At 66.0% G+C, this 23,696-nt stretch carries 15 protein-coding genes; 2 read left to right on the forward strand and 13 right to left on the reverse strand.

All coding sequences use genetic code 11. The annotated features are described in order from the left end of the window. Window positions 1-15: 15 nt before the first annotated feature. The 4 genes from AKJ09_RS21745 to AKJ09_RS21760 form a co-directional block, all read right to left on the reverse strand. Window positions 16-2,391, reverse strand: coding sequence for a hypothetical protein (locus AKJ09_RS21745; RefSeq protein WP_146649129.1), 2,376 nt, complete (start codon window positions 2,389-2,391; stop codon window positions 16-18). 234 nt (window positions 2,392-2,625) lie between these two features. Beyond that, window positions 2,626-3,384 carry an ABC transporter ATP-binding protein gene (locus tag AKJ09_RS21750; protein WP_420814281.1) on the reverse strand — a complete coding sequence of 253 codons (759 nt, stop codon included), beginning with the start codon at window positions 3,382-3,384 and terminating at the stop codon, window positions 2,626-2,628. A 63-nt stretch (window positions 3,385-3,447) separates the two neighbouring features. Continuing rightward, window positions 3,448-5,886: an ABC transporter permease gene (locus AKJ09_RS21755; protein WP_240488551.1), complete on the reverse strand. Its 2,439-nt coding sequence runs from the start codon at window positions 5,884-5,886 to the stop codon at window positions 3,448-3,450. Between the two features lie 7 nt (window positions 5,887-5,893). Beyond that, window positions 5,894-7,588, reverse strand: coding sequence for a lysine--tRNA ligase (locus tag AKJ09_RS21760; RefSeq protein ID WP_146649130.1), 1,695 nt, complete (start codon window positions 7,586-7,588; stop codon window positions 5,894-5,896). A gap of 267 nt (window positions 7,589-7,855) precedes the next feature. Here AKJ09_RS21760 and AKJ09_RS21765 point away from each other — a divergent pair, with 267 nt between their 5' ends. Further along, window positions 7,856-10,906: an NB-ARC domain-containing protein gene (locus AKJ09_RS21765; protein ID WP_169927734.1), complete on the forward strand. Its 3,051-nt coding sequence runs from the start codon at window positions 7,856-7,858 to the stop codon at window positions 10,904-10,906. Between the two features lie 7 nt (window positions 10,907-10,913). Here AKJ09_RS21765 and pip read toward each other — a convergent pair whose 3' ends face one another. Together pip and AKJ09_RS21775 are read right to left on the reverse strand one after the other, a co-directional pair. Continuing rightward, a complete protein-coding gene (gene pip / locus AKJ09_RS21770; protein WP_146649132.1) occupies window positions 10,914-11,867 on the reverse strand; it encodes a prolyl aminopeptidase in 954 nt (317 codons plus the stop codon). A 75-nt stretch (window positions 11,868-11,942) separates the two neighbouring features. Next, entirely contained in the window at window positions 11,943-14,231 is a 2,289-nt protein-coding gene (locus tag AKJ09_RS21775; RefSeq protein WP_146649133.1) for a PQQ-dependent sugar dehydrogenase, read from the reverse strand. 96 nt (window positions 14,232-14,327) lie between these two features. Between AKJ09_RS21775 and AKJ09_RS21780 the strand changes: the two genes are divergently transcribed. After that, on the forward strand, window positions 14,328-15,974 hold the full coding sequence (locus tag AKJ09_RS21780) for a fumarate hydratase (protein ID WP_146649134.1): 1,647 nt from the start codon (window positions 14,328-14,330) through the stop codon (window positions 15,972-15,974). Between the two features lie 72 nt (window positions 15,975-16,046). Here the strand turns inward: AKJ09_RS21780 and AKJ09_RS21785 are convergent, their stop codons facing one another. The 7 genes from AKJ09_RS21785 to nadE all read right to left on the reverse strand — a co-directional run bounded on the left by AKJ09_RS21785 (window position 16,047) and on the right by nadE (window position 23,466). Continuing rightward, the gene (locus AKJ09_RS21785) at window positions 16,047-17,021 is read right to left on the reverse strand and encodes a transposase (RefSeq protein WP_146649135.1); all 975 of its coding nucleotides are present in this window, start codon (window positions 17,019-17,021) and stop codon (window positions 16,047-16,049) included. A 162-nt stretch (window positions 17,022-17,183) separates the two neighbouring features. Continuing rightward, window positions 17,184-17,732, reverse strand: a complete 549-nt coding sequence (locus AKJ09_RS55615) for an acyltransferase (RefSeq protein WP_146649136.1) — start codon at window positions 17,730-17,732, stop codon at window positions 17,184-17,186. Then, window positions 17,704-18,486, reverse strand: a complete 783-nt coding sequence (locus tag AKJ09_RS21795; protein WP_146649137.1) for an acyltransferase — start codon at window positions 18,484-18,486, stop codon at window positions 17,704-17,706. The genes AKJ09_RS55615 and AKJ09_RS21795 overlap by 29 nt, the downstream gene beginning before the upstream one ends. Window positions 18,487-18,550: 64 nt before the next feature. Next, on the reverse strand, window positions 18,551-18,835 hold the full coding sequence (locus AKJ09_RS21800) for an acyl carrier protein (RefSeq protein WP_146649138.1): 285 nt from the start codon (window positions 18,833-18,835) through the stop codon (window positions 18,551-18,553). A 22-nt stretch (window positions 18,836-18,857) separates the two neighbouring features. Next, window positions 18,858-20,417 carry a class I adenylate-forming enzyme family protein gene (locus tag AKJ09_RS21805; RefSeq protein ID WP_146649139.1) on the reverse strand — a complete coding sequence of 520 codons (1,560 nt, stop codon included), beginning with the start codon at window positions 20,415-20,417 and terminating at the stop codon, window positions 18,858-18,860. Then, the gene (gene asnB / locus AKJ09_RS21810; protein ID WP_146649140.1) at window positions 20,414-22,423 is read right to left on the reverse strand and encodes an asparagine synthase (glutamine-hydrolyzing); all 2,010 of its coding nucleotides are present in this window, start codon (window positions 22,421-22,423) and stop codon (window positions 20,414-20,416) included. Before asnB ends, AKJ09_RS21805 begins: the two co-directional genes overlap by 4 nt. Continuing rightward, window positions 22,423-23,466, reverse strand: coding sequence for an NAD(+) synthase (gene nadE, locus AKJ09_RS21815; protein ID WP_146649141.1), 1,044 nt, complete (start codon window positions 23,464-23,466; stop codon window positions 22,423-22,425). The genes asnB and nadE overlap by 1 nt, the downstream gene beginning before the upstream one ends. Between the last annotated feature and the right edge of the window lie 230 nt (window positions 23,467-23,696).

Below are 23,696 nucleotides of genomic sequence, written 5' to 3' on the forward strand. Positions count from 1 at the left end.
GACTCGCCTGGTCGATCAGTAAACAGCGCAGCGGCCGCCGGCGGCCCAGTACTTGTTGGTGGCGGCGACAGTGGTGTTGCCCCAGGGGATGTCGTGTCCCTGGAACGAACCGTTCTTCGACCAGAGCGAATTGCCGCTGGGGTCGATGGCCGTCATGTTGAACACGAGGCCGCCGAGATCGGCGTGGCCGTAGGGGCCGTTGCCGAGCGGGAAGCGACCCGGCTGCGCGATGTAGAGCGAGTAGTCGTTGCCGATGAGCGTGAGGCCGCCCCAGTAGTTGTAGGCGAAGTTCGCGTGGAACGGGTCGCACGTCGGACCGTACGTGCACGTCGGGTACGCCGGAGGCGGTTGATAGTGCTCGCTTCGAAGAAGCGTCATGCCCAGCTGCGGCGTGAACTCCCGCGCCTCCGCGTAGTAGCCGCCCGGATCAGGACCGTCGCCCCAAGGATACTTCTTCGTGCCCCACGCGGTGTCGAGCTGGGCGCGCGTCGGCAGGCGTGCGCCTTCCCACAAGCAGAGTGCCGCGACCATGTACGCCGTCACGCATTGAAGCGCCCGCTCGTCCATGTCGTTGACGCTGTAGTTCTGGACGCTGCCGGTAGCGTCGTTCGCCGTCTTCGGAAGGACGTAGGTGCGCGCGCCGATCTCCCAAGCTCCGGTACCGATCCAGCACGCTTCGTTGGCGGGGCCGGTCGTGCCGTACTCGCCCGCGCCGAGCTGCGTGTAGACGCCGTCGTAGTTGGCTCCGGTGAGGCCCGTCGGAAGGTACTGGTCCCAGGTCACCGGCCAGGTCCACGAGGTGGGGCGGTGGTTCTGGACCCAGCCACGGATGTTGCCGCTCGTGCGGTTGACGAAGGCGCGCATGCGGCCGGCGGTGATCGAGTACTTGTCGAGCTGGACGCCGGTGTTGCCGATGGGCAGGCGCGTGCAGCAGCTCTCGTTGCCGTCCTTGCCGCAGGATCGTCCGCCGTGCAGCGCGGTGCAGGCGCGGTCGTCGGCGCAGACGCCGTTGTCACCGCAGCCGTCGGACGCGCAGTCACCGTCCTTCTTGCAAACCTTGCTCGTCGCGCAGAGCTTGCCGCTCGTGCCTCCGCAATCGATGTCGGTCTCGTCGCCGTTCTTGATGCCGTCGCTATTCGAGATCGCCGCGCACTTGCCGCCGGTGCATAGGACGTTGTCACAGTCCGCCGTCACGCTGCACATCTGGTTCGTCGCGCAGCGCTTGGCGTTGGTGGGGGCGCCGCCACCGCAGTCGACGTCGGTCTCGGTGCCGTTCTGGACGTTGTCGTTGTTCGTCGGCGCCTGGCAAACGTTCGCCGTGCAGACCTTGCTCAGGCAGTCGCTTCCCCCGATGCAGGCCTTGCTCGTATCGCAGCGATCGGCGTTGGTGGGGGCGCCGCCACCGCAGTCGACGTCGGTCTCCGTACCGTTCTTGACGCCGTCACTCTTGGTCGGCGCCTGACAGACGTTGCCGGTGCAGACCTTGCTGATGCAGTCGTCTTTGACGAGGCAGGCCTTGTTGGTCTCGCAGCGATCGGCGTTGGTGGGGGCGCCGCCACCGCAATCGACGTCGGTTTCGGAGCCGTTCTGGACGCCGTCACTCTTGGTCGGCGCCTGACAGACGTTGGCCGTGCACACCTTGCTGATGCAGTCGTCCTTGCCGACGCACGCCTTGTTGGTGTCGCAACGATCGGCGTTGGTAGGGGCGCCACCACCGCAGTCGATGTCGGTCTCGGTGCCGTTCTTCTCGTGGTCGTTCTTGGTCGGCGCCTGACAGACGTTGCCGGTGCAGACCTTGCTGATGCAGTCGTCTTTGACGAGGCAGGCCTTGTTGGTCTCGCAGCGATCGGCGTTGGTGGGGGCGCCGCCACCGCAGTCGACGTCGGTCTCGGTGCCGTTCTTGACGCCGTCACCCTTGGTCGGCGCCTGGCAGATGTTACCGGTGCACACCTTGCTCGTGCAGTCGTCCGCGACCTTGCAGGCCTTGCTCGGGTCGCAGGGCGGCGCCGTCGGGCCGCCACAGTCGGTGTCGGTCTCGGAGCCGTCCTTGACGCCGTCGCTCGCCGAAGGCGACGCGCAGACTTGCTTGATGCACTCGAGCGACGCCGCGCAGTCGCTCGTCGTGCTGCATCCCTTCAGGCTCGGGCATTTCGTCGAGCAGCTGCCGCCACAGTCGACGTCGGTTTCGCTCCCGTCCTTCTTGCCGTTCGAGCAGGGATCGCCGTTCGGCGTCGATCCGTCGGCGGGACCGCCGCTCGACCCGTTGTCGCCCGGCGTGCCGGTCGTGCCCGAGTCGTTCCCGTCCGCGCCGTCCCCCGCGGAGGACGAACAACCCGCGGCCAGCATCAAACAGAGAAACCCACCCAAGACTCTGCGCGCGTGGAGCGACATGATCGTGGCATCGTGACCGTAGGACTTTGCTACGGCAAGGTCCCCAGATGGGCTACGTCACTTCATGTTTTGCATTGTTCCGTTCGCCGCGACGCGGCTCCGCACGTCGCGCGAAGGGGGGGCGGGCTCGTGGCCGCGTTCGTTGCGATCACGCCTCTTTTCCTCGCTCCAGGCTCGCGAGGCCCGCGCGCAACGTCGCCGCCGTTCTGAGCGCTTGCTCTCGTCGCGGGCGCGTCAGCCGACGTCGACTTTGCCTGTGCCGGCTCGCTCGGCGACGTCGTCGACGGCGTGCCGATAGCTGCGCGTCTCGCGGCGTTCGTCGCTCTCGACGCGTCCGTCTCGCAGGGTGACGACGCGGGGCATGCTGTTCGCGAGAGCGGCGTTGTGCGTGACGATGATGATCGTCGTGTTGCGCTTCCGGTTGATGTCGAAGAAGAGCTGGTGAATCTGCTCGCTGGTGCGCGAGTCGAGGTTGCCGCTCGGCTCGTCGGCGAGGAGGAGCTTCGGCTCGAGAACGAGCGCGCGAGCGAGAGCGACGCGCTGCTGCTCACCGCCGGACAGCTCGCCGGGGCGGTGGTTCATGCGGTCTTTGAGGCCCACCTCTTCGAGCAGCGCCTCGGCGCGGCGATTCAGCTCGTTCTTCGACGTGCCCTGGATGAGGCCCGGCATGCACACGTTCTCGAGCGCGTTGAACTCGGGCAAGAGGTGGTGGAACTGGAAGACGAAGCCGATGGTGCGGTTGCGGAGATCCGCGAGCCGCGCGTTCGACATCGTGGTGAGCTCTTCGCCTGCGACCACGATCGAGCCCGCGGTCACGAGGTCGAGCGTGCCGATGCAGTGCAGCAGCGTCGACTTGCCGGCGCCCGACTGGCCGACAATGCCGACCATGTCGCCTTCTTCGATCGAGAGGTCGATGCCGCGCAAGACGTCGAGTGTTCGCCCCATGTGCTGGAACGACTTCTTCACGTCTTTGGCGAGCACGATTGGCGAGATGGGCGATTTGCTCACGATGGGCGCGTTCCTTCTAGCAAACGAGACGAGAGCCCAAAGGCTCCCTCATTCGTACCTGAGCCCGTCGACCGGGCGCAGCCGTGAGGCCGCGTAGGCCGGATAAATCGTCGAAAGCGTGCAGATCGTGAGGGCAGCGAGGGCGACCGTGAGGAAGTCCCAGCCGTTCACGCTGATCGGCAAGCGATCGATGTAATACACGTCAGGGTCGAGCCTGAGGCCGAACCACGACAGACCCGTGCAGACTGCAAGTCCGGTGGTGACGCCGAACACCGTGCCGATGCCGCCGATGATGATGCCTTCGATCATGAAGGTGCGGAGGATCGTGCCGTCGCTCGCGCCGATGGCTTTGAGGATGGCGATCTCTTTGCCCTTCTCGGTGACCATCAAGAGCAGCGTGCAGACGATGCAGAAGCTCGCGACCATGATCGCGATCGAAAGAATGATGAACGTCGCGAAGCGTTCGAGCTTGAGCGCGCTGAAGAGGTTCTTGTTGATCTCGCGCCAATCGCGCACGCGAAGCTCGGGCCGGTCGAGTGCGGCCACGACTTCGGGGGCGATTCGATCGGCGTGCTCGGCGTCTTCGACCTTGATCTCGATCGCGCTGATCTTCCCCTCCGTCTGGAAGTAATCCTGCGCGGCGTCGATCATCGTGTAGACGTACGTGGCGTCGTACTCGTACATCCCGCTGTAGAAGATGCCCGCGACGCGGAACTTCTTCGTGCGGGGCATGACGCCCATCGGGCCGAGGTCGCCGAGGGGAGACACCAGCGTGATCTCGTCGCCGACGTAGACGTGCAGCGTCTTGGCGAGCTCGCGGCCGAGAATGAGGCCGGGGCGATCGGGCTTGTCGAGCAGGACGGCGCGGACGGAGGGATCGATCTCGTCGGTGAGGCCGCCGAGATCTGCGCCCTTGAGATACTGCTCGCCGCCGGGACCGAGGCCGATGACCTCGTTCGGCGGAAGGTGCGTGAGCTTCTCGGGGTGCTCGAGGTAGTCGAGCTTGCCGACCTCGATGTTGTTTCCGAGCTCGATGACGCTCTTGATCGACTGGGGCTCGATGCCGGAGACGATGACGCCGGCGAGGTTCGACGCACTCGAGGCCATGACCTCGCCGTGGACGACGGGCGCCGCACCGATCACGCCCTTGACGCCTCGCACGCGTTCGACGGCCGACTCGTAGTCGCCGAACGTGGCTCCGGAGGTCATGTCGACGACGATGTGAGCGTTGTTGCCGAGGATCTTGCGCTTCAGATCTTGGCTGAAGCCGCCCATGACGCTGACGACGCTGGAGAGCGCGCAGGAGGAGATGGCGACGCCGCAGATCGATAGAACGCTGATGACCGTGAGAAATCCGCTCTTCTGCGAGCGAACGTGTCGAGCCGCGACGAACGACGTGAAGCGGCGCCCTTCGAGCCGGTCGAGGACGTACGGCAAGAGCAGCGCGAGCAGAACGATGACCGCGGTGACGCCGGTGAGGATGGTGCTCACGCGGACGGCCATGTCCTTGGCGCTCCAGGCGGCGCCGCGGAGCGTGGGCAGCGACTCCACCCAGGCCACGAGGCCGGCGAAGAGCGTGAGCAGGGCGACGAGCGTGACCTTCAGGAAGGTGCGGATCGCACGGCTTCCGTACTCGGGCGTGAGCCAGGGAAGATCGTTGCGGCCGGTCGCGCGCGCGTAGACATAGGCGATGGCGCAGACCTGCAGCGGCAGGGTCACGACGGAGAAGATCTGACTGGCCAACCCGAGCAGCGCGAGCGGCGAGAGGGCGAAGCCCAGAAGCCACAGCGTGCCGAGGAAGTGCTTGCCGAGGCGCCAGCTCTTGCGCAGTGCGGTGCCGATCGCTTCGTCGTCGTCGACGACGAAAAACGGCGCGAGGACGAACGGCAGCGCGAGGAAGCCGAAGGTCGCCGGGATGCACGCAAGCAGCAGGATGAGCGTGTGGAGCACCAGCAGCTTCGGCGTCCGCTTCAGGGCTCGGCCTACCCGGCCGGGCGGCACGGGAACGCCACGAATCGCAGCGAGAGCGGCTTCGTAGAGCTGTGCGACGCCGACCGTGACGATCAATCCCGAGAGGAGACCGACGCCCGCCCCCAGCAGGACGAGGGGCCTCATCGACGGCTGGGCGAGCGTGAAGCCGCCGGTCGACGTCGAGCCTAGCGAGCGATGCAGAAGGTCTGCGGGCGACTCGAAGAAGACCGACTGGAAGACGGTTCGCGCGAGGACGCCTGCAACGACTCCGATGACGAGCGGAAGCAGGACGTACGGAACGTAACCGCCGACGAGGCTGCCGAGGTTTCGGCGAAGGGCGGACAGGGCCTGGCCGATCGCCTCGCCGAGCGTCCAGGGCTGCTCGATGCCCTCCGTTGCCCACCGCGCACCCGCGTTCGGGGCCTCACCCGCCGTCTCCGGCGAGCGCTGGCTGGACGGCGCGGAAGGCTCCTGCGCCGTTGCGACCTCGTTGTCGGGTGTCTCCGGTGTCGTCATTGCGCGATCACTGCTCCGGACGGAGGAGCGGGAAGAGAACGACGTCGCGGATGGACGGCGAGTTCGTCAGCATCATGGTGAGGCGGTCCATGCCCATGCCGAAGCCTGCCGCAGGCGGCATGCCGTGCTCGAGCGCGCGAACGTAGTCCTCGTCGTAGTCCATCGTTTCTTCGGCCCCGGCCGCCTTCTTGCGCACCTGCTCGCGGAAGCGTTCCGCCTGATCGTCCGGGTCGTTGAGCTCGCTGAATGCGTTGCAGAGCTCGCGGCCATGGATGAACAGCTCGAACCGGTCAACCAGGGCGGGGCGGGCATCATTCCGACGCGCGAGCGGCGAGGTCTCGAACGGGTAATCCATGATGAAGACGGGGAGGCTTCGCTTGCCGTCCTGCGCCTTGTAGTCCTCGGTGAGGAAGGGCTCGCCGAGGTACTCGTACGCAGCGAACAGGCGTTCGCCGTCGTTTTCGCACTTGAGCCAACCCTTGCGGAAGTTGCCCCAGTCGATCGACTTGGCGCGCGGGGAGCTCTTCGCCCACTCCTTGATGTGCTCGCCGAAGTCCTGGCCGAGCAGCGCGACGAGCCCCGCGCCGCCCTTGTCGGCCACCGCCGCCTCCCACGCGGGGATCTTGGTGGAGCGCGCGGCGTTGGCGACCGCCGTGTCCATCGGGATACGGGCGAACGGCTCGTCGATCGTGAACGGGCGCTCGGCCTTCCACTTCGCGTGCGCCTCGGGCATCGCCTTGGCGAGCTCGCCGTCGATGCCGCGGAGCATCTTCTCGGTGAAGGCCATGAGGTCGTCGTACGTGGCGTACGCCCAGTAGTACTCGAGCATCGTGAACTCCGGATTGTGCCGGGTCGAGATGCCCTCGTTGCGGTAGCAGCGGCCAATCTCGTAGACGCGATCGAGGCCGCCGACGAGCAAGCGCTTCAAATACAGCTCCGGCGCGATGCGCATGAAGAGCTTCATGTCGAGCGCGTTGTGGTGCGTCGTGAAGGGCTTGGCCGCCGCGCCGCCGATGAGCGTGTGCATCGTCGGGGTCTCGACTTCGAGGAAGCCCGTGTCGTCGAGGAGCTTGCGCGTGGCGCGCACGATGAGGCTACGCGCGCGGAAGACGTCGGCGACCGCCGGATTGGCGAAGAGGTCGACGTACCGCTGGCGGTAGCGCGTCTCGACGTCTTGGAGGCCGTGCCACTTCTCCGGCGGTGGCCGAAGTGCCTTGGTCAGCATTCGGATGCGCGTCGGCTCGATGCTCAGCTCGCCGCGCTTGCTTGCCGTGAGAGCGCCTTCGGCCTCGACGAAGTCACCGAGATCGATGTCTTCGAGGGCGGCATAGCCGGCGCCGAGCGCGGCTTCGCTGACGAGCAGCTGGATCTCGCCGGTGCGGTCGCGAAGGCGCAAGAACGAGAGGCCGCCGGCCGACCGGAAGGCGATGACGCGCCCGCGGACGTGGAAGCGGTCGGCGCCGGTCAGCTCCTTGACCTTGTCTTCGGTGTACTTGCCGTCGGCGGAACGGGCGCCCGAGGCGCGCTCGCGGAGCGCTCCGATGTCGAGCGTGATGCCGCCTTCGCGGGCGACGACGTCGTTGGCGAACGGATTCTCGCCCCGCTTGCGGATGCGGTCGGCCTTGGCACGCCGTGCGTCGATGAGCGCCTGTTCGGCGGAATGACCTGTTCCGGACCCTTGCGATGACTCCGAGCCTGACATAGCGCTCCCGCGTTTAGCCTGCGCAGACCTGAAAGGGAAGACGGCCCAAGGACAGGAGAAAAGACGGACGAAGAGCGGCCCCAAGACGAGGTTCGGACAAGGTGCAAACGAGGGCTTGGCACCTCGGCCGTGACGTGCTCAATAGCGACCGGCGCAGAACTGTGGACGTGAGTCCACGTTTTCATCGCTTTTTCTTGCGTTTGATCGCGTTCGAACGCCCAGATCGCGCAGGCCTCGCAGCAGAATCAAGGCTACGCTTCTGCCTTCGTGGATGCCGGCCGTGACGACACGCTTGTCGAGGTGCTTGGGCGCGACCGGGACATTTCCGAGCTTCGTGCGCTACTGATCCGTAACCGCGTCGTCCAGGTGTACGGCGCAGCCGGTGTCGGTAAGACCACGCTCGTGCTCGAGGCCTGTCGTTCCGCCGCGGCGGAAGGGCAGCTTCCACCGCTCGTTGCCGTCTCCATGGCGGGCGCCTCCGCCCGACGTGAGGCAGTCGAGAGGATCGCCGATGCGCTCGGCGAGTCGCGCCCCGATCCTTCCGCGGCGAGCCTCGATTCACTCTCGACGATGCTCGCGCGAGCTCCGCGCACGCTCGTATGGGACGACCTCGACGAGCGTTCCGATGCCGTGCTCGACATGGTTCGTCGTTTCGCCATGCACGAGGGAACGGCGCGCATCGTGATCGTGTCGCGGCGAGCCGTGACGACGCGCGACACTTCGCTCCGCGCACCGGCCTTCCAGGTGCGCCCGCTCGCGCGGGAGGATGCGCTTCGTCTCGTGCACGCGATCGAGGCGAAACGTGGTCGTTCCTTGGCCGACGACCTCGTCGAGGCAACCGGGGGCAATCCGTTCTTCATTCGCGTGGCGCTCGCGCAGTCGTCCGTTCCGCGTGTGGTGGCGGATACGTCGGCCGCGATCCGGCACACGATGGAGACGCTTTCGTCGGACGCGGGGCGACAGTTGCTCGGCGTGCTCGCGGCTGCGAAGGCTCCGCTCGACGAAGAGGAGCTCGTCCGCCTCGCGAACAAGGGTGGGCGCGACGCGCTCGACAACCTGCGAAAGCACCTTCTCGTCGAGCGTGACGGCGAGAAGATCGGAATCGTCGAGGCGGCGATCGAACCGGCACGCGAGGTGCTGGGTGAGCCCACGGCCGAAGACTGGGGACTCGTCGCGAAGGTGGCCGAGAGCTCACTTGCGGCGTCGGCGCGGGACGAAGTGGCGCTCGTGTCGGCCGCTCGCGCGCAGCTGGAGCTCGGCGATCCCGAGATCGCGCTTCGCTTGATCCAGCAGCATCCGATGGCGCGCGTGATGGTGCCGATCAGTGTCATCGAGCGTCTTCTGCGTGACGTCGCGTCGCGCTCGCCGGCTCATGCTCCGCTCGCGTTGCGGCTCCTGGCGCGCGAACACTTGCGAGCGTCGGACTACGAAGCGGCGCGCCGCACGCTCGACGAGGTGCCTCGCCCGAAGACGCGCGAAGAAGCCGAACGCCTCGCGCTCTTGCGTGCGGAGTCGCACATCCGAGCCGGAGAGCCGGAAGCCGCGCGCCATGCCCTCGAGGCGCTCGATGCCATTGGGGATGGCGCCCCGAAGAAGGCTGGAGCGGGCAAGAAAGGGCCCTCACGCAACGCGAAGGCGGGGAAGGTTCCCGGCGAGAGTCCGGGCCTCGCGCTCACGCGCGCTCAGCTCTCCATTTTGCGAGGTGAGCTCGAAGCTGCGCGAGTGACGCTCGAGGCGCTCGCGCCGGAGACGGCGGGTGTTCCGCAGCTCGAGGCGCGCCGGGCAGTGGAGCTTGCGTCGAGCTACCTCTACGAAGAAGACTACGCGCAGACCCACGCCTGGACGACGCGGGCACGCGCCGCTCAGAAGGCTGCCGGGGTTCCCATCGAACCGGTGGCCACGCTGCTCGACATCCATGCGCTGCTCGGTCTCGGCGAAGTCGATCGCGCGCTCGAGCTCGTCAACAGCGAGGCGCGCGGGCGGCCGTTCGCGAAGTTGTTCGAGCTCGCGGCGCTGATCCGTCGCGGTGAACACAAGCGGGCGCTGGAAGGTGCCGACATGGCGCTCGCTCTGCTCGATCGCCAGGCGGACATCCTCTTCCGATGCATTCTCGCGCGCGACCTCCTGCGCGCGTGCATCGGCACGGGTGATTTCGCACGCGCCGAACGCATGCTTCGCTTGCTCGAGATCGGTGCCGGCGAGCCCGGGCTCGCGGCGTTCGTGCCGATCTGCGACGCCGATCGCGCGCTTCTCGCCGAGGCCGAAGGTGACTTCACACGCGCGCGCCAGCGCATCGAGGTGGCTTACGAGCGCATCCCGAACTCGCCTTTCATCGCGATCGATCACGACGTGCTCCACGGCAAAGTGCCGGAGGTCGACACGAAGACGCCGGGCGTCGTTCATGCGTATGCGATGCTGCGAAAGGCGGAGTTGCTCCTGACGACGGGGGCGCTCGAGGAAGCGCTCGAGTCCGCCGAAGCGGCCGAGCACGTCTATGCGCGGACGCGCCTCCAGCACGAACTGGCGCGCGCACGCCTCGCACGCGCCGAAGCCCTCGCTCGGCTGGTGCGCGACGGGGCCGAGGGGGAACGTGCGGCTTGGGCCGCGCGAGCGGCGGACGCGCTCGCGGGGTGCGAAGACGTCGCGCAAAAAGGAGGGTACGCACCGATCCTCGCATCGGCCGCGATCGTGCGCGCAGCGCTTGCGGAGTCACGCGGCGATCTGCTGGCGTTTCGCGCGTCGCTCGACGCGGCCGTACGCCTGGCGGGAGAGGGGATCGACGCGGCTCTCACGCGCGCGGCCACGCAGGCAGGGGTGGCGGTGCCGCCACGTCGAAGCACGGCGACGCGACGTCCGTTCGAGGCCCGCATCGAGAGGCTCGGCGTCGCGAAGAATGCAGAGGTCGTCTGGCGTATCGGGCCGCGTGGTTACCTCACCGCGGAGACCGCAGAGCCGCCCGAGCGCGTGGCCTGCGTCGTCGACCTCGACGGACGACACGTTCGCTCCGGTGCGCGCGAGCTCGAGCTACCCGAGCAGCGCCTGGTGCTCCTCTCCGTGCTCGCCGAAGCGGGCGATCGCGGCATCACACTCGAAGAGATCTTCGCGCGCGTATGGGGCGGCGCCTTTCACCCGCTCCGGCATCGCAACGCGGTCTATGTCGCGCTCGCGCGCCTGAAGGACAGCTTGCGCCCATTCACGCGCGACCTCAGCATCGCCTACCACGGCGAGCGCTATCGTCTGTCCGGGCCGCATCCGGTCGCCGTGCGCCGAAAGGCCGATCGCGAAGGAGTTCGCGCGGCCCTCGGCACCGACGAGTGAGAGGCCGTCAGGGACGGAACTTGTCCGTCGCGGAGATGAGCTCGTGCACGATGCCGGGCTCGCTTGCTGCGTGACCGGCGTCGGGGATCATGCGGAGATCGGCTTCGGGCCACGCGCGTGAGAGATCCCACGCGCTCTTCGCGGGGCAAACGACGTCGTAGCGACCCTGCACGATGACCGCGGGGATCTTTCGGATGCGATCGACGTTGGAGAGGATGTCGCGCCCCTCGGTGAGCCACCCATCGTTGACGAAGTAGTGGCACTCGATGCGCGCGAAGGCGAGCGAGAAGTCGTCGCCGCCGGTGCGCGCGATGAGCTCGGGGCTCGGCAAGAGGCAGCTCGTGCTGCCTTCCCACACGCTCCACACCTTCGCTGCAGCGGCCTGTTCGACGGCGTTCTTCGAGGTCAGACGCTTGTAGTAAGCGTGGAGGAGATCGCCGCGCTCGGCCTCGGGGATGTGGTCGACGTAAGGCTCCCAGGCGTCCGGATAAATCCAGCTCGCGCCTTCCTGGTAGAACCAGCGAATCTCTTCGGGGCGGAGAAGGAAGATGCCTCGCAGGACCATCTCGGTGACGCGCGACGGGTGCGTCTCGGCGTAGGCGAGGGCGAGCGTGCTGCCCCACGAGCCACCGAAGACCATCCACTGCTCGATGCCGAGGTGGACGCGCAGCGTTTCGATGTCGGAGACGAGATGCCAGGTGGTGTTGTCTTCGAGCGAGGCGAACGGCGTGCTCTTGCCGCAACCGCGCTGATCGAAGAGGACGATGCGGTAGACCGAGGGATCGAAGTAACGACGGTGCTTCGGCTCGGTGCCGCCGCCGGGCCCGCCGTGGAGGAAGATGACGGGCTTGCCGTTGGGGTTGCCGCTCTCTTCGAAGTAGAGCTCGTGAACGGAGGAGACCTTGAGGCGCCCGGTGCGGTACGGCTCGATCTCCGAGTAAAGCGTGCGACGTGTCGCCATGCGCGGCTTTTAGCACGCGTGGCTCGCGACGAGGAAGGTGGTGGCGCTTTGACAGGCCGTGTCAGAGACGACGCATCACGGGCACTGCGTCAGCGACTTGATCCAGTCGTCGACGACGGCCATGCCCTTGTCGTCGACGACGCTCGACGCGATCGGCGGCATGCGATTCGCGCCAGGGGAATGCGGTCGCACCGAGATCAGTGACTTCGCGGGATCGCCCGGCACGAGGAGCTTCGCACCGTCGATGCCGAGGTCGCCTGCCGAGGGGGAAGCGTTGCACGCCTTGACGTCGGCCAAGGAGCTCGCGAAGCGCAGGTCCATGTTGCCGCGACCCGGTCCGTCCGGGCGATGGCAGTTCGAGCAGTTCGCGTGGAGATACGAACGCGCGCGCGCCTCGAGTGCGCCGTCATCGAGCGGATCGGGGTATTTCGCGAGCTCGTCGACGGGCTTGCCAAGCGCCGTGGCGAAGAGACCGATGTGGTCGAGCGTCTTCAGCTGGTTCGAGATGCGGTTCGTGCTCGGGTAGGTGAAGTCGCCGTTGAGCTGGCCGAGCTCGAGCCCGAGAGAGTGACCGGCGGCCTCCGAGTGACACGAGACGCAATCGCTGCGGCTCGGGTACGTCCACGGTTGCGCGCCGACGACCTTCGACTTGCTCGATGGGAGGAGGACGGCATCGCTTTGGTCGTCGAGCCACTCGTAGGTGTAGCCGGCCCAGCCACCGTCGTCGTGGCGCATGAAGAGGCGCGTCTCGATGCGCTTTCCGCCGAGCGAGAACGTCTTCACGAGAACGGTGCCATTCGGGAAGTCGAAGTCACCGTCCTGGCCGATCGTGATCTGCTTGCCGTCGGGCAGCGCGAGGTAGCGTTCCTTCTGTGCGCCGTCGCTCCAGAGCGCGGAGTTCACCCCGTAGGGGACGAGGCCCGCGCCTGGCTTCTTGGGATCGCTCGCGTCGACGCATCCCGTCCTGGAGAGCCGATCGGGGAACGTGTTCGGCCCCGTCGGCGCGGCGGCGACGACCTTGTAGACGCGGCCGTCGTTGAGGCTGACCGCGTAGACCTCGCCGTCGTTGTCTTCGGCGAAGTGGACCCAGGAGCCGGCGGGTGCGTCACTGATCTGCGTGTCTTGGACGGCGCCCGTCGAGGGATCGAACGAGAGCGTCCAGATGTCTTGCTTGGCGTAGTCGCCGTAGATGTACGAGCCGACGAAGTCGGGGATGGCCTTGCCGCGATAGACAACGCCGCCGGTGATGGAACGCGACCCGTCGTGCTTGTGTTCCGTCACCGGATCGGTGAGGCCGATCATGCTGGGGCAGTGGTCGGGGTTCGTCTTGTCGGTCATGTAGTCGTGGAGACCCTCGCGGCACGGCCAGCCGTAGTTCGCGCCGATTTTGATCTTGGCGTCGATCTCCTCCCAGACGTTCTGGCCGACGTCGCCGACCCAGATCTCGTTGGAGTCGCGGTCGATCGAGAAGCGGAACGGATTGCGGAAGCCGTACGCGAAGACGGCGGGCTCGCCGCCGCCATTCTTGAAGGGATTGCCGTCGGGAATGCCGTACGTCTGACCTTGCGGGACGTTGTCGACGTCGATGCGGAGTAGCTTCGAGAAGAAGCCGGTCTTCGTCTGGCCGTTCTTGAAGGTGTCGTCGCCGCCGCCGCCGTCACCGAAGCCAAGATAGAGGTAGCCGTCCTTGCCGAAGGCGATGCCGCCGCCCTTGTGGTTCGTGGCCGTCGTTTGATCGAACGAGAGGATCGGTTGGAAGTTGCCGAACGACTTCCCGTTGTCGGTGCTCGTGAGGTAGCCGACCATCGAGCGACGGTTGTTCGCTCCACCCGTCGTCAGGTACGAGACGTAGAGGCGGCCGTTCTGCGCGAACCTGGGGTGGAAGGCCATGCCGAGGAGCCCGCCTTCGCCGTCGGTCACGCTTTGGACGGGGCCGATGGTGGCGACGACGTTGGGCGCGTTGGGCGGGTTGTCGGCAGGGAAGGAGACGACGGTGGCGTTGCCGCCGTTGGTCGTGCCGCGCAGGGCGACGAACCAGCGCGAGCTGTCGCCGGGGATCTGCGCCATCATCATCGGGGCCTGGAGGGCGACGTTGGCGTAAACCTGCTCGAGCTTGACGGGGGCCGTGCTCGGCGGGCGCGCGGCGGGCTTGCAGGTCGTGTTGGTCGGACGCGAGTCGAGGCCGAACTCTGCGCGGACCGCCGGCGGTGAGGAGCCGTCGTTGGTTCCGTCACCATGGCCGCCGTTCCCGCTCGGTGCGTCGTCGCTACCGCATGCGCCGAGCGGCGCGAGCGCGGCGAGCGGCATGACGACTGCGAGGATGGCCGAGACGCCGAGGCCCAGGAAACCCGTCTGCTTCATCATCGTGGGAACGATACACCCGGTCGAGCTTGCCACGAAGATTCGGGCTGTTTTCCACGCCTCGATTCTTGCCTTCGCACGCACTATGCTCCGCGCCCGATGAGCGAGTTCCAATATCAGGACATGCTTCCGGTCGGAGCAGACGAGACGCCCTACAAGTTGCTCACGCGAGACCACGTCTCGACGTTCGAGGCGGGGGGCAAGACGTTCCTGCAGGTAGCGCCCGAGGGGCTCACGCTGCTCGCGTCGCATGCGATGCGTGACATCGCGCATCTGCTCCGTCCCGGACACCTCGCGCAGCTGCGGAAGATCCTCGACGACCCCGAGGCGTCGCCCAACGATCGCTTCGTCGCACTCGACCTGCTCAAGAACGCGAACATCGCGGCGGGCGGCGTGCTTCCCATGTGCCAAGACACCGGCACGGCCATCGTCATGGGGAAGAAGGGCCAGTACGTCTTTACCGGCGGCGGCGACGAGGCGGCCATCGCGCGCGGCATCCAGTCGACTTACCAGACGACCAACCTGCGCTACTCGCAGATGGCGCCGCTCGACATGTACCGCGAGAAGAACACGGGTACGAACCTCCCCGCGCAGATCGAGCTCTACGCGACGGACGGTGAGGCCTACAAGTTCCTCTTCATGGCGAAGGGCGGTGGCTCGGCGAACAAGAGCTACCTCTATCAGGAGACGAAAGCGCTCTTGAATCCCGAGAGCCTGCTCTCGTTCGTCGAGCAGAAGCTGCGCTCACTCGGCACGGCGGCCTGCCCGCCTTACCACCTCGCGATTGTCATCGGCGGAACGAGTGCAGAGTACACGCTCAAGACGGCGAAGCTCGCGTCGGCGCGTTACCTCGACACCCTCCCCACCACCGGCAACGACCTCGGTCGCGGCTTCCGCGACATCGAGCTCGAGGCCAAGATTCTCGAGATTGCCCAACGCAGTGGTATCGGCGCCCAGTTCGGCGGCAAGTACTTCTGCCACGACGTCCGCGTCATCCGCCTCCCGCGCCACGGCGCGTCCTGCCCCGTCGGCATCGCGGTCTCTTGCTCCGCCGACCGCCAGATGCTCGGCAAGGTCACGCGCGACGGCATCTTCCTCGAGCAACTCGAAACCGACCCCGCCCGCTACCTCCCCGACACCACCCACGCCGACCTCCCCGACGAAGTCGTCCACATCGACCTCGCCCAACCCATGGCCGGGGTCCGTGAGAAGCTCTCGAAATTCCCGATTAAAACGCGCCTCTCTCTCTCGGGCCCGATGATTGTCGCGCGCGATATCGCGCACGCGAAGCTCAAGGAGCGCCTCGACCGTGGCGAGGGCCTCCCGCAGTACATGAAGGATCACGCCGTCTACTACGCAGGCCCGGCGAAGACCCCGGAGGGATACGCCTCGGGCTCTTTCGGTCCGACGACGGCTGGACGCATGGACGCCTACGTCGACCAGTTCCAGGCCGCCGGCGGAAGCATGGTCATGTTGGCCAAAGGCAACCGCTCCGCGCAGGTCACCGAAGCCTGCAAGAAGTACGGTGGCTTCTACCTCGGCTCGATCGGCGGTCCCGCCGCGCGCCTCGCAAAGGACTGCATCAAGAAGGTGGAAGTCCTCGAGTATCCCGAGCTCGGAATGGAAGCCGTCTGGCGAATCGAAGTCGTCGACTTCCCCGCCTTCATCGTCGTCGACGACAAGGGCAACGACTTCTTCGCGAGCCTCACCGGTGCAGCGCCGAAGCGCAGCCTACCGCTCAAGTAACTCTGCGTGTCTTCGTGTCGACGCCTCGCGAGTGGCCAGGGCGCCGCGCGCGAGGCCTCGACGTTTTCGCGTTCAGCTAACGGTCGTCGCTGGCGCTGTCACGTCGCCGCGACGCGAAGAAGTACGTGATGCGGCTAGCGGCGTTTTGGGGACGCGCGGGCGCTCGCATGGCGCTCCGAGTAACCGCATGCGGTAGGTGCCATCGGGGAACTTCGCCTTGCGGTTGCCGCGGAGCCACATCCGTAGGGCGTCGGCGTAGTCGGCTCGAAACGACCGCAAAATGTCGAGGGCGTGCGCGCGGCTCTCTCCGTTTTGACAAGCGACCGTCGGCTTGAATCGCCTACGCTCTTCGACAGTGGCTGGCGTGTCCGTCGGGAGGGCGGCGAGGACTGCCTTTCGTCCGAGAACGCGGCCCTTCGTCTTCATCCGCTTCTTTCGCGCGTCCACTTCTGCCTCATCCAAGGCCGCCAGGACCTTGGCGCTCCACTCCTTTTGTGACAACTCCTCGAAGCCCTCGAGCCGCGCAACGCGCAAGGTGACCTCGTCGGGCATCGGACCTTTCTTTCGAAAGTAGCCTTCTGGCTTTTTGATGACTTTCTCGCCGCCCGAGACGTTCAGCGATAGCGAACTCGAGCTCGGCCAATCCCCCACACGCTCCACCAGCTGGGCGGCGACCGGGTTCGCGAGGATGTAGATCAATTTGCCGAACTTGTCGTCGTTCTCCACGACCCAAACGACGTTCGCTTGTTCGCACGACCAAAGGTTCTCGTGCCGTTCCAGGTAGTCGTTGATCGCCATCGAAATCAGCTTGTGGAGATGTTCGATGAACTTTGGATAGTTGCCGTGGTTGTCTCGGATGAGGATGTGGATGTGATTCCCCATCAGCACCCAGGCGTAGAGGGTGACGCCGAATCGCTCCGCAGCTTCCGCGAGGATGTATTCGAACGTTTGCACGACGTGGCGATCCGCACTCAGCAAAAACTGCCTTTGCGTGCAGCGGCGAGTGATCATGTGGACACGTCCGGCTTTCACCTGGCGCGGTTTCATGCCGACCCGTCGGCCTCGCCCCCGCGCGCGTTGCGTTGCCCACCAAAAAACGGACCTCGTCCCTCCGCGGCGAACCAGCCTCCGTCAAATGCCACGCGATTCCGTTGAAGTACAACGGACCCCGGCCCTTTTAGGGCGGGCGCGGGTGAGGGGGGACCCGGGTTACGGCGAGGGTGCGAGGGGGCGGGCGGGGACGCCGGCGGCGCGGGCGCCGGGGGGGACGGCGCGGCCGACGACGCTGTTGGCGGCGATGTGAGCGCCGTCGCCGATGACGGCGCCGCGCAGGATGACGACGCCAGCGCCGATGTGGACGTTCTTGCCGATGCGGATCGGTCGCGGCTCTCCCATCGTTTCGCGACTCTTCACTTCGTGGAAGTCCACGTCGAGAAGCATCGCCATTGGCCCGACCACCGTGTTGTCCCCAATCTCGATGAGCTCGTGCGCGAAGACCGACGCGCCATACGAGATGCGAACGTTGTTGCCGACGACGATGCGGCCGCCCGACCGCGCCTCGAAGTGAGAGCGAACCGGCGAAGCGCTCATCGCGAACCCATCGCCAATCTCGATACGGCCCCCATTCGTGATTTGGGGCCGCCCCACGAGGAGAACCCCTTCGCCGACGGCATCGCAATCACGCAGCAATAGCGCGCGCGATACGCGAGCCGCGAGGCGTGCCCGCAAGTCACTCAGCGGAGGCCGTCGTAGGTTCATGGACCGGTTCCTCATCGGACGCGTTCGTCGCGCTCGTCGCGCGTGGCTCGCCACCCGTCTCCGATTCGGTGCCGCGCAAGGCGGTATTGCCGACACGCGGGCGCGAGCCCGACACGGGAGCGTTCGAAGCATGAATTGGCGCCGTGATGCGCAGCACGCGCGCAGGAATGCCGGACGCAACAGCGTTCGCCGGAATGTGGCCACTGACCACGCTCCCCGCCGAGATGACCGCTCCGTCGCCGATGCGAGCGCCCGGCAGCAGTGTGACGCGTCCGCCGAGCCAAACGTCGTGGCCGATTTCGATCGCCGAAGCCTTGTCTTCGTATCCCCCCGCGGACGGCTCTGTGAGCGGCAATGGCAGCGGAAGCTCGGTATCGGCGATGACGCAATAGGGGCCGATCTTCGTCCGGTCGCCAATGCGGACGCTCTCTCTCGCCGAGATGGCCGTCCCGTAGTTGATGCTGACGCCGCTGCCGATCTCGATGCGTCCCGACTCGCTCGTCGCGAGCTGCACGGTGCCGAACGTGCAGCTCAGCGAGAAGTCGTTTCCGATGCGAATCTCCCCGCGATTCCTGACGTCCGGGGCGTTCCCGAACGTGCGCGCGTGGCGTCCCAAGGAGGTGCAAGTGTGGAGGCGAATGCGCGCACGGACGAGCGCCAAGGCATTGTCGCGTAGCTTCCTTGCGAGCGCAGTAGGCGAAAGCGCGCGATGCTTGCGCACTGCGCTCACGAGTTTGCCGACGGTCGATACCATGACGTGCTGCCTTCCTAGTTTCGAAGAACGTCGAAATCGCGTGTCCAAGCCAAGCGCTGGCGCTTCAGCTGGCGCGAGCCTTGTCGGCGTTCGCTCCGGCTGCGGCCGACTTGCGCTTCACGAATGCAACGATGTTGGTAATGGTGTCGAGGTTCTCCGGCACGATCTCGGTGTCCTCCACCTTGATTCCGAATTGCGACTCGAGAAACGCAGTGACCTCGAGAACGCCGGTGGAATCGACGATCCCCTGATCGAGCAGCGACGTATCGTCCGAGAGGGCTTGGGCGTTCGGTACGTAGAAGTTCGAGGCGATGAACGCACGGACCATCTCGTGGATCTGCTTGGCCATGATTGCGATTCCTTCCTAAAGCTCAGGAGAGCGATTTCTTGTCGATCTTGCCGTTGTCGCTCTTGGGGAGAGCCGGCCTGATTTCGAAGTACTTGGGCACCATGAAACTCTCGAGCCGTTCCTGGCACACGCGACGAAGCTCTTTCTCGTCGACCCCCATGCCCGCTTCGAACACGACGAACGCCTTGGGAGCCTGACCGAAGATCTCGTCGGGGACGCCGATCACGGCGGCCTCTTTGACACCTTTGATCGTGTAGAGAACCGCTTCGATCTCCTTCGGTGCCACCTTCTCGCCGCGTGACTTGATGATGTCGTCGAGGCGACCGACGAAGTAGAGATATCCTTCTTCGTCGAGCTTGCAGAGGTCGCCGGTGTAGAGCACGCGCTCGCCCGGCAGCAGTCCGGGCTTGAGCTTTTTGGCAGTCTCGGCCGGTTTCTCCCAGTAGCCCGCCATGACCGTCGCCCCGCGGATGACGAGCTGCCCGACAGCATTGGGTTCGGTCAGCCGCTCACCGTCTTCGCCGACAAGCCACAGTTCCGTATTCGGAATGGCAATGCCGACGCTCGTGGGTTTGCGGTCGAGATCCTCGGGCGGCAAGTACGTACAGCGCTTGCACTCGGTCAGGCCGTACATCGAATAGATGCGAGCCGTTGGGAAGATGTCTTTGAGCATCAAGATATGCTTCACGGGCAGCGCCGCGGCCGTGTTGGTGACGTAACGGACCGCGCGCAGGTCGTAGTCCTTGATGGTCTTCATCTCCGACAGCATCGCGAAGATGGTCGGCACGCCCGGGAATCCCGTCACCCCTTCCTCCACCACCGTCTTCAGGATCTGCGCGGGGTAGGTGAAGCCCTTCTCCAGCACGAGCTTCGCGCCCATCGTGAAGGCCATGATCATCTGGTACAGCCCGTAGTCGAACGACATCGGGAGCACGCCGAGGATGACGTCGTCCTCCACGTTCTCGAGGTACGTCGTGATCGACTTCGCTGCCGTGAGCATGTTCCGGTGCGTGAGCATCACGCCCTTGGGCTCACCGGTGCTTCCCGACGTGTAGACGATCGCGGCCAGGTCGATGTCGACGTTCTTCCGCGCCGGCGCGATGTCGGAGCGCTCGTTCGCGACGACGTCGTGCCAGCCCACCGAACCTTCGTGCCACGTGTGTCGCGCTGCATCGAAGCTGCCCGAGACGACGATCGTCCGCAGATGCTTGCTGCGGCGCGCCGCGTCCGTGAACACCGCGGCCAGGTGCGCGTCGGTGATGAGTGCGCTTGCACGGCAATCGGAGAGCAGCCACGCGAGCTTGTCGGCCTTCGTGTGCGGATGAATCATCGACACGACCGCATCGGCCTTGAGCACGGCCCAAAAGGCGATGACGGCCTCGACCGAGTTGTCGAGGTAGACGAGCACACGATCGCCACGCTCCACGCCGCGCCGCACGAGAGCATTCGCGAGTGCGTTCGAGCGCCCCTCGATCTCGGCGTAGGTCAGGTGATGTCCCTGGCACGCGAGCGCCACCTTTTCGGGGAGCCGTCGTGCGGAGTGGATGAGGGCATCGTGAAGAAGCGGAATTGCCGGAATCATGCGCTCACCTCGGCGGCCTCGAGCTGGATGTGGGAATTCGTGTCTTCGTGTTGGATTTGCGGCACCGCGAAGCGCGCCACGAAGGTCTCGTGGAGGAGCTGCGTCGAGATCACGCCCGTGAGTGCCATGTTGTCGGCGTTCGAGAGCGGCCCCTGGCCTGCGCCGGCGGTGCACTTCGTCCAGAGGCGCGTCACTGCGTCGGGGTCGAAGATGCCTGCTCGGGCCACGGCTGCGGGGTCGAGCAAGGCCCGTGCGTACTCACGTGCGTCGGTACTCGTGAGCGCAAGCACGTCGGGGGCGCGGTACGGTTGCTTCTGGCGCCGCGCGACCTCTTTCGGCAGATACCGATCGGCGATGCGCTTGAGCACGTGCTTCTCGTCGAGCACACGAAGCTTCACGTCGTCGGGCAGCGTGCAGGCGAGATCGACCACGTCGGTATCGAGGAACGGGAAGCGTCCTTCGACCGAGTGTGCCATGAGCATGCGGTCGCCCTGCGACGAGAGCAGGTAGCCCGAGAGCAGCGTGCGCATCTCGATCCACTGGTCCTGCGCGAGCGAAGACCAACCCGGAAGCGCGGCGGGCAACGTGCTCAGGAACTCGCGCGCCGCGTCGAAGCTTCCGACGCGATCATGCATCTCACGCGAGAATAGGCGCTTCATGGCAAGCGCGTTTTGCCAGCGCATGGCGTGCGCGAAGCCGGGCAGGCGTGCGCGATCGAGGTCGCGCCCGAAGAACTTCCGCGCCATGGCACGCTGGGCCATCGGCGAGCGCGCGAGATATGGATAGAGTCGGTCGAGCAGCTGCGGGCGCATCGTCGACGCCGGGTTCTTCGCCCAGAACCGCCGAACCTTCCCCTCGCGGAAGAGGTCGTAGCCGGCGAACACTTCGTCGGCACCTTCGCCGGTCAGCACCACCTTGATGCCCGAGTTACGAACGAGCTCGGAGAGCAGGAAGAGCGGCGCCGGCGCCGTGCGTAGGATCGGACGCTCGGCGTGCTTCACCACCTTGGGGAATGCGCGCGCGATGTCCTCGCGACGCACGAGCAGCTCGTGATGGTCCGTTCCGAGCTCGCGGGATACGAGCCGCTGGAACGAGGTCTCGTCGTATTCGGCGTCGTCGAACCGAATGGAGAAGGTCGAGAATCGCTTCGTTGCCCGCTGCGCGAGCGCTGCCACGAGCGAGCTGTCGAGGCCGCCAGAGACGTAGGCGCCCACGGGCACGTCCGCGCGAAGCATGCGCAGGCTCACCGCGCGAGACAGCGCCTCGTGCACCGCCTCCGCCGCGTCTTCGACCGTGCCCCGGAAGGCACGCTCGCCCGCCTTCGGAAACGTCACCTGGAACCAGCGCCGCTCGCGCGGCTGCGTGGTGCCGAGGTCGTAGTAGCGAAGATGACCGGGCGGCAGCTCCTCCACACCCGCGAACGCGGTGCGCGGCGCAACGGGACTCCAGAAGGTGAACGTCTCGTCGATGCCGAGCGGATCGAGTGCGCGCGGAATCTGCGGATTCGCCGCGAAGATGGCCTTCGCCTCGCTCGCGAAGTAGAGGCGTCCATCGTAAATGCACGTGTGAATCGGACGCACGCCGAGCCGGTCGCGCGCGAGCACGAGGCGCTTCTCGCGCTTGTCCCAGATGCCGAAGGCGAATTGCCCGTCGAAGCGCATGAGCACGTCTTCGCCCCAGTGAACCCACGAACGTAAGAGCACTTCGGTGTCGCTCTCGGTCGAGAAGCGAACACCCTTGGCCACGAGCTCCGCGCGGAGCTCGACGTAATTGAAGATCTCACCGTTGAACGTGACGACGTATCGACCGTCGGACATCGGTTGGCGTCCACCCGACAGGTCGATGATCGACAAGCGCGTATGCGCGAGCCCCGCAGGCCCTTCTGCGAACACACCGAAGGCATCGGGCCCTCGGTGATGAATCGCTCCAGCCATGCGCAGGAGCTCCTCGCGCGAGGGCGCTCCTGCGTGCGACGAAAGCGCGACGATCCCGGCGATTCCGCACATCAGACGCCCGCCCCGGTTCCGGCCACGCGTGGGTGGCCCACGTCCTCTGCGTCACTACCGTGCATTTCGGTGACGGGCTCGACGAGGAGCGGCGGCGAATGGAGCCAGCGCGTCGTACGACGTTTGGCGTCGATGTCACGATAGACGCGCTCGACCTGGAGCGGCGTGAGTCCAATCGCTCGCGCCACGTCACTCGCCGACACGCCGTGGTTCTTGCCGTACAGGCAGACGTCCATCTTGTCGTAGGGCAACGCGAAGTAGAATTCCTCCTGCGTCTGCTCCATCGAGAACGTGTCCGTGGTCGGCGGTCGCGAACGAATCTCCTGCGGCACGCCAAGGTGCTCGGCGAGCGCGTACACCTGCGTCTTGTACAGGTGTGCGATCGGCTTCACGTCGGCCGCGCCGTCGCCCTGCTTCACGAAGAAGCCCTGGTCGTATTCGAGTCGATTCGGCGTTCCTGCGACGACGTAGGCGAGTCGATCGGCGTGGTAGTATTCGAACATCTTGCGCACGCGCTGCTTGAAGTTCGTGGCTGCAACGAGCTGGCGATAAGCCTCGGGCATCATGCGCGACGTGGATTCCTTGCCGTTCGGGCTGCGCACGGTCAGCTGGAACACGTTGATGCGATCACCGTCGAGGATCGACGGAAGCGTGAGTTTGCACGTCCACCCAGCCGTGTTGCCGTACTCCGGAAACACCGTTCGAATGGCATCATCCTGACGCGCGTAGCAGCCCATCGCCGTGAGCGCGGGGGCGATGTCTTCGACGACGAACTCGATGCCGAGATGTTTCGCCAGCATCTTTCCGAGCGAGAGCGAGCTCGGTGACGAGTCGCGTTCCGGCATCAAGAGCGCGAGGACCTTGTCGGGGCCCACGGCACGCACGGCGAGCGCGGCGACGACGGAGCTGTCGATGCCACCCGAGAGTCCGACGACGATTCCCTTGCGTCGCAGAGTACGGCCGAGCTGGTCGCGGAGTGCTTCTTCGATCGAACGAACCATGCGCGCGGAGTCGATCCGGAGCACGTCGGTGGTGAACGCCATGGGGTCCACTCGAGCAACCTGCGTACCTCGACCTTCGGTGATCCAACGCTCCACGTCCCTCGTGGCCCTGCGACAGGCACTCGGTGCGGCCACGAATGGACATGCCAAGATCAGGCAGGCCGGGAAGCGGAGTTCGGCGAGGATCGCGATCGAGGCGCCGGGGCTTGTGACCACGTGCGACGGATGGGCGACCCGTTCGATCCCGCGCCCACGAGGCGCTCCACGCTAGC

Origin of the sequence: Labilithrix luteola (genome assembly GCF_001263205.1) — a bacterium.
Classification (GTDB): domain Bacteria; phylum Myxococcota_A; class Polyangia; order Polyangiales; family Polyangiaceae; genus Labilithrix; species Labilithrix luteola.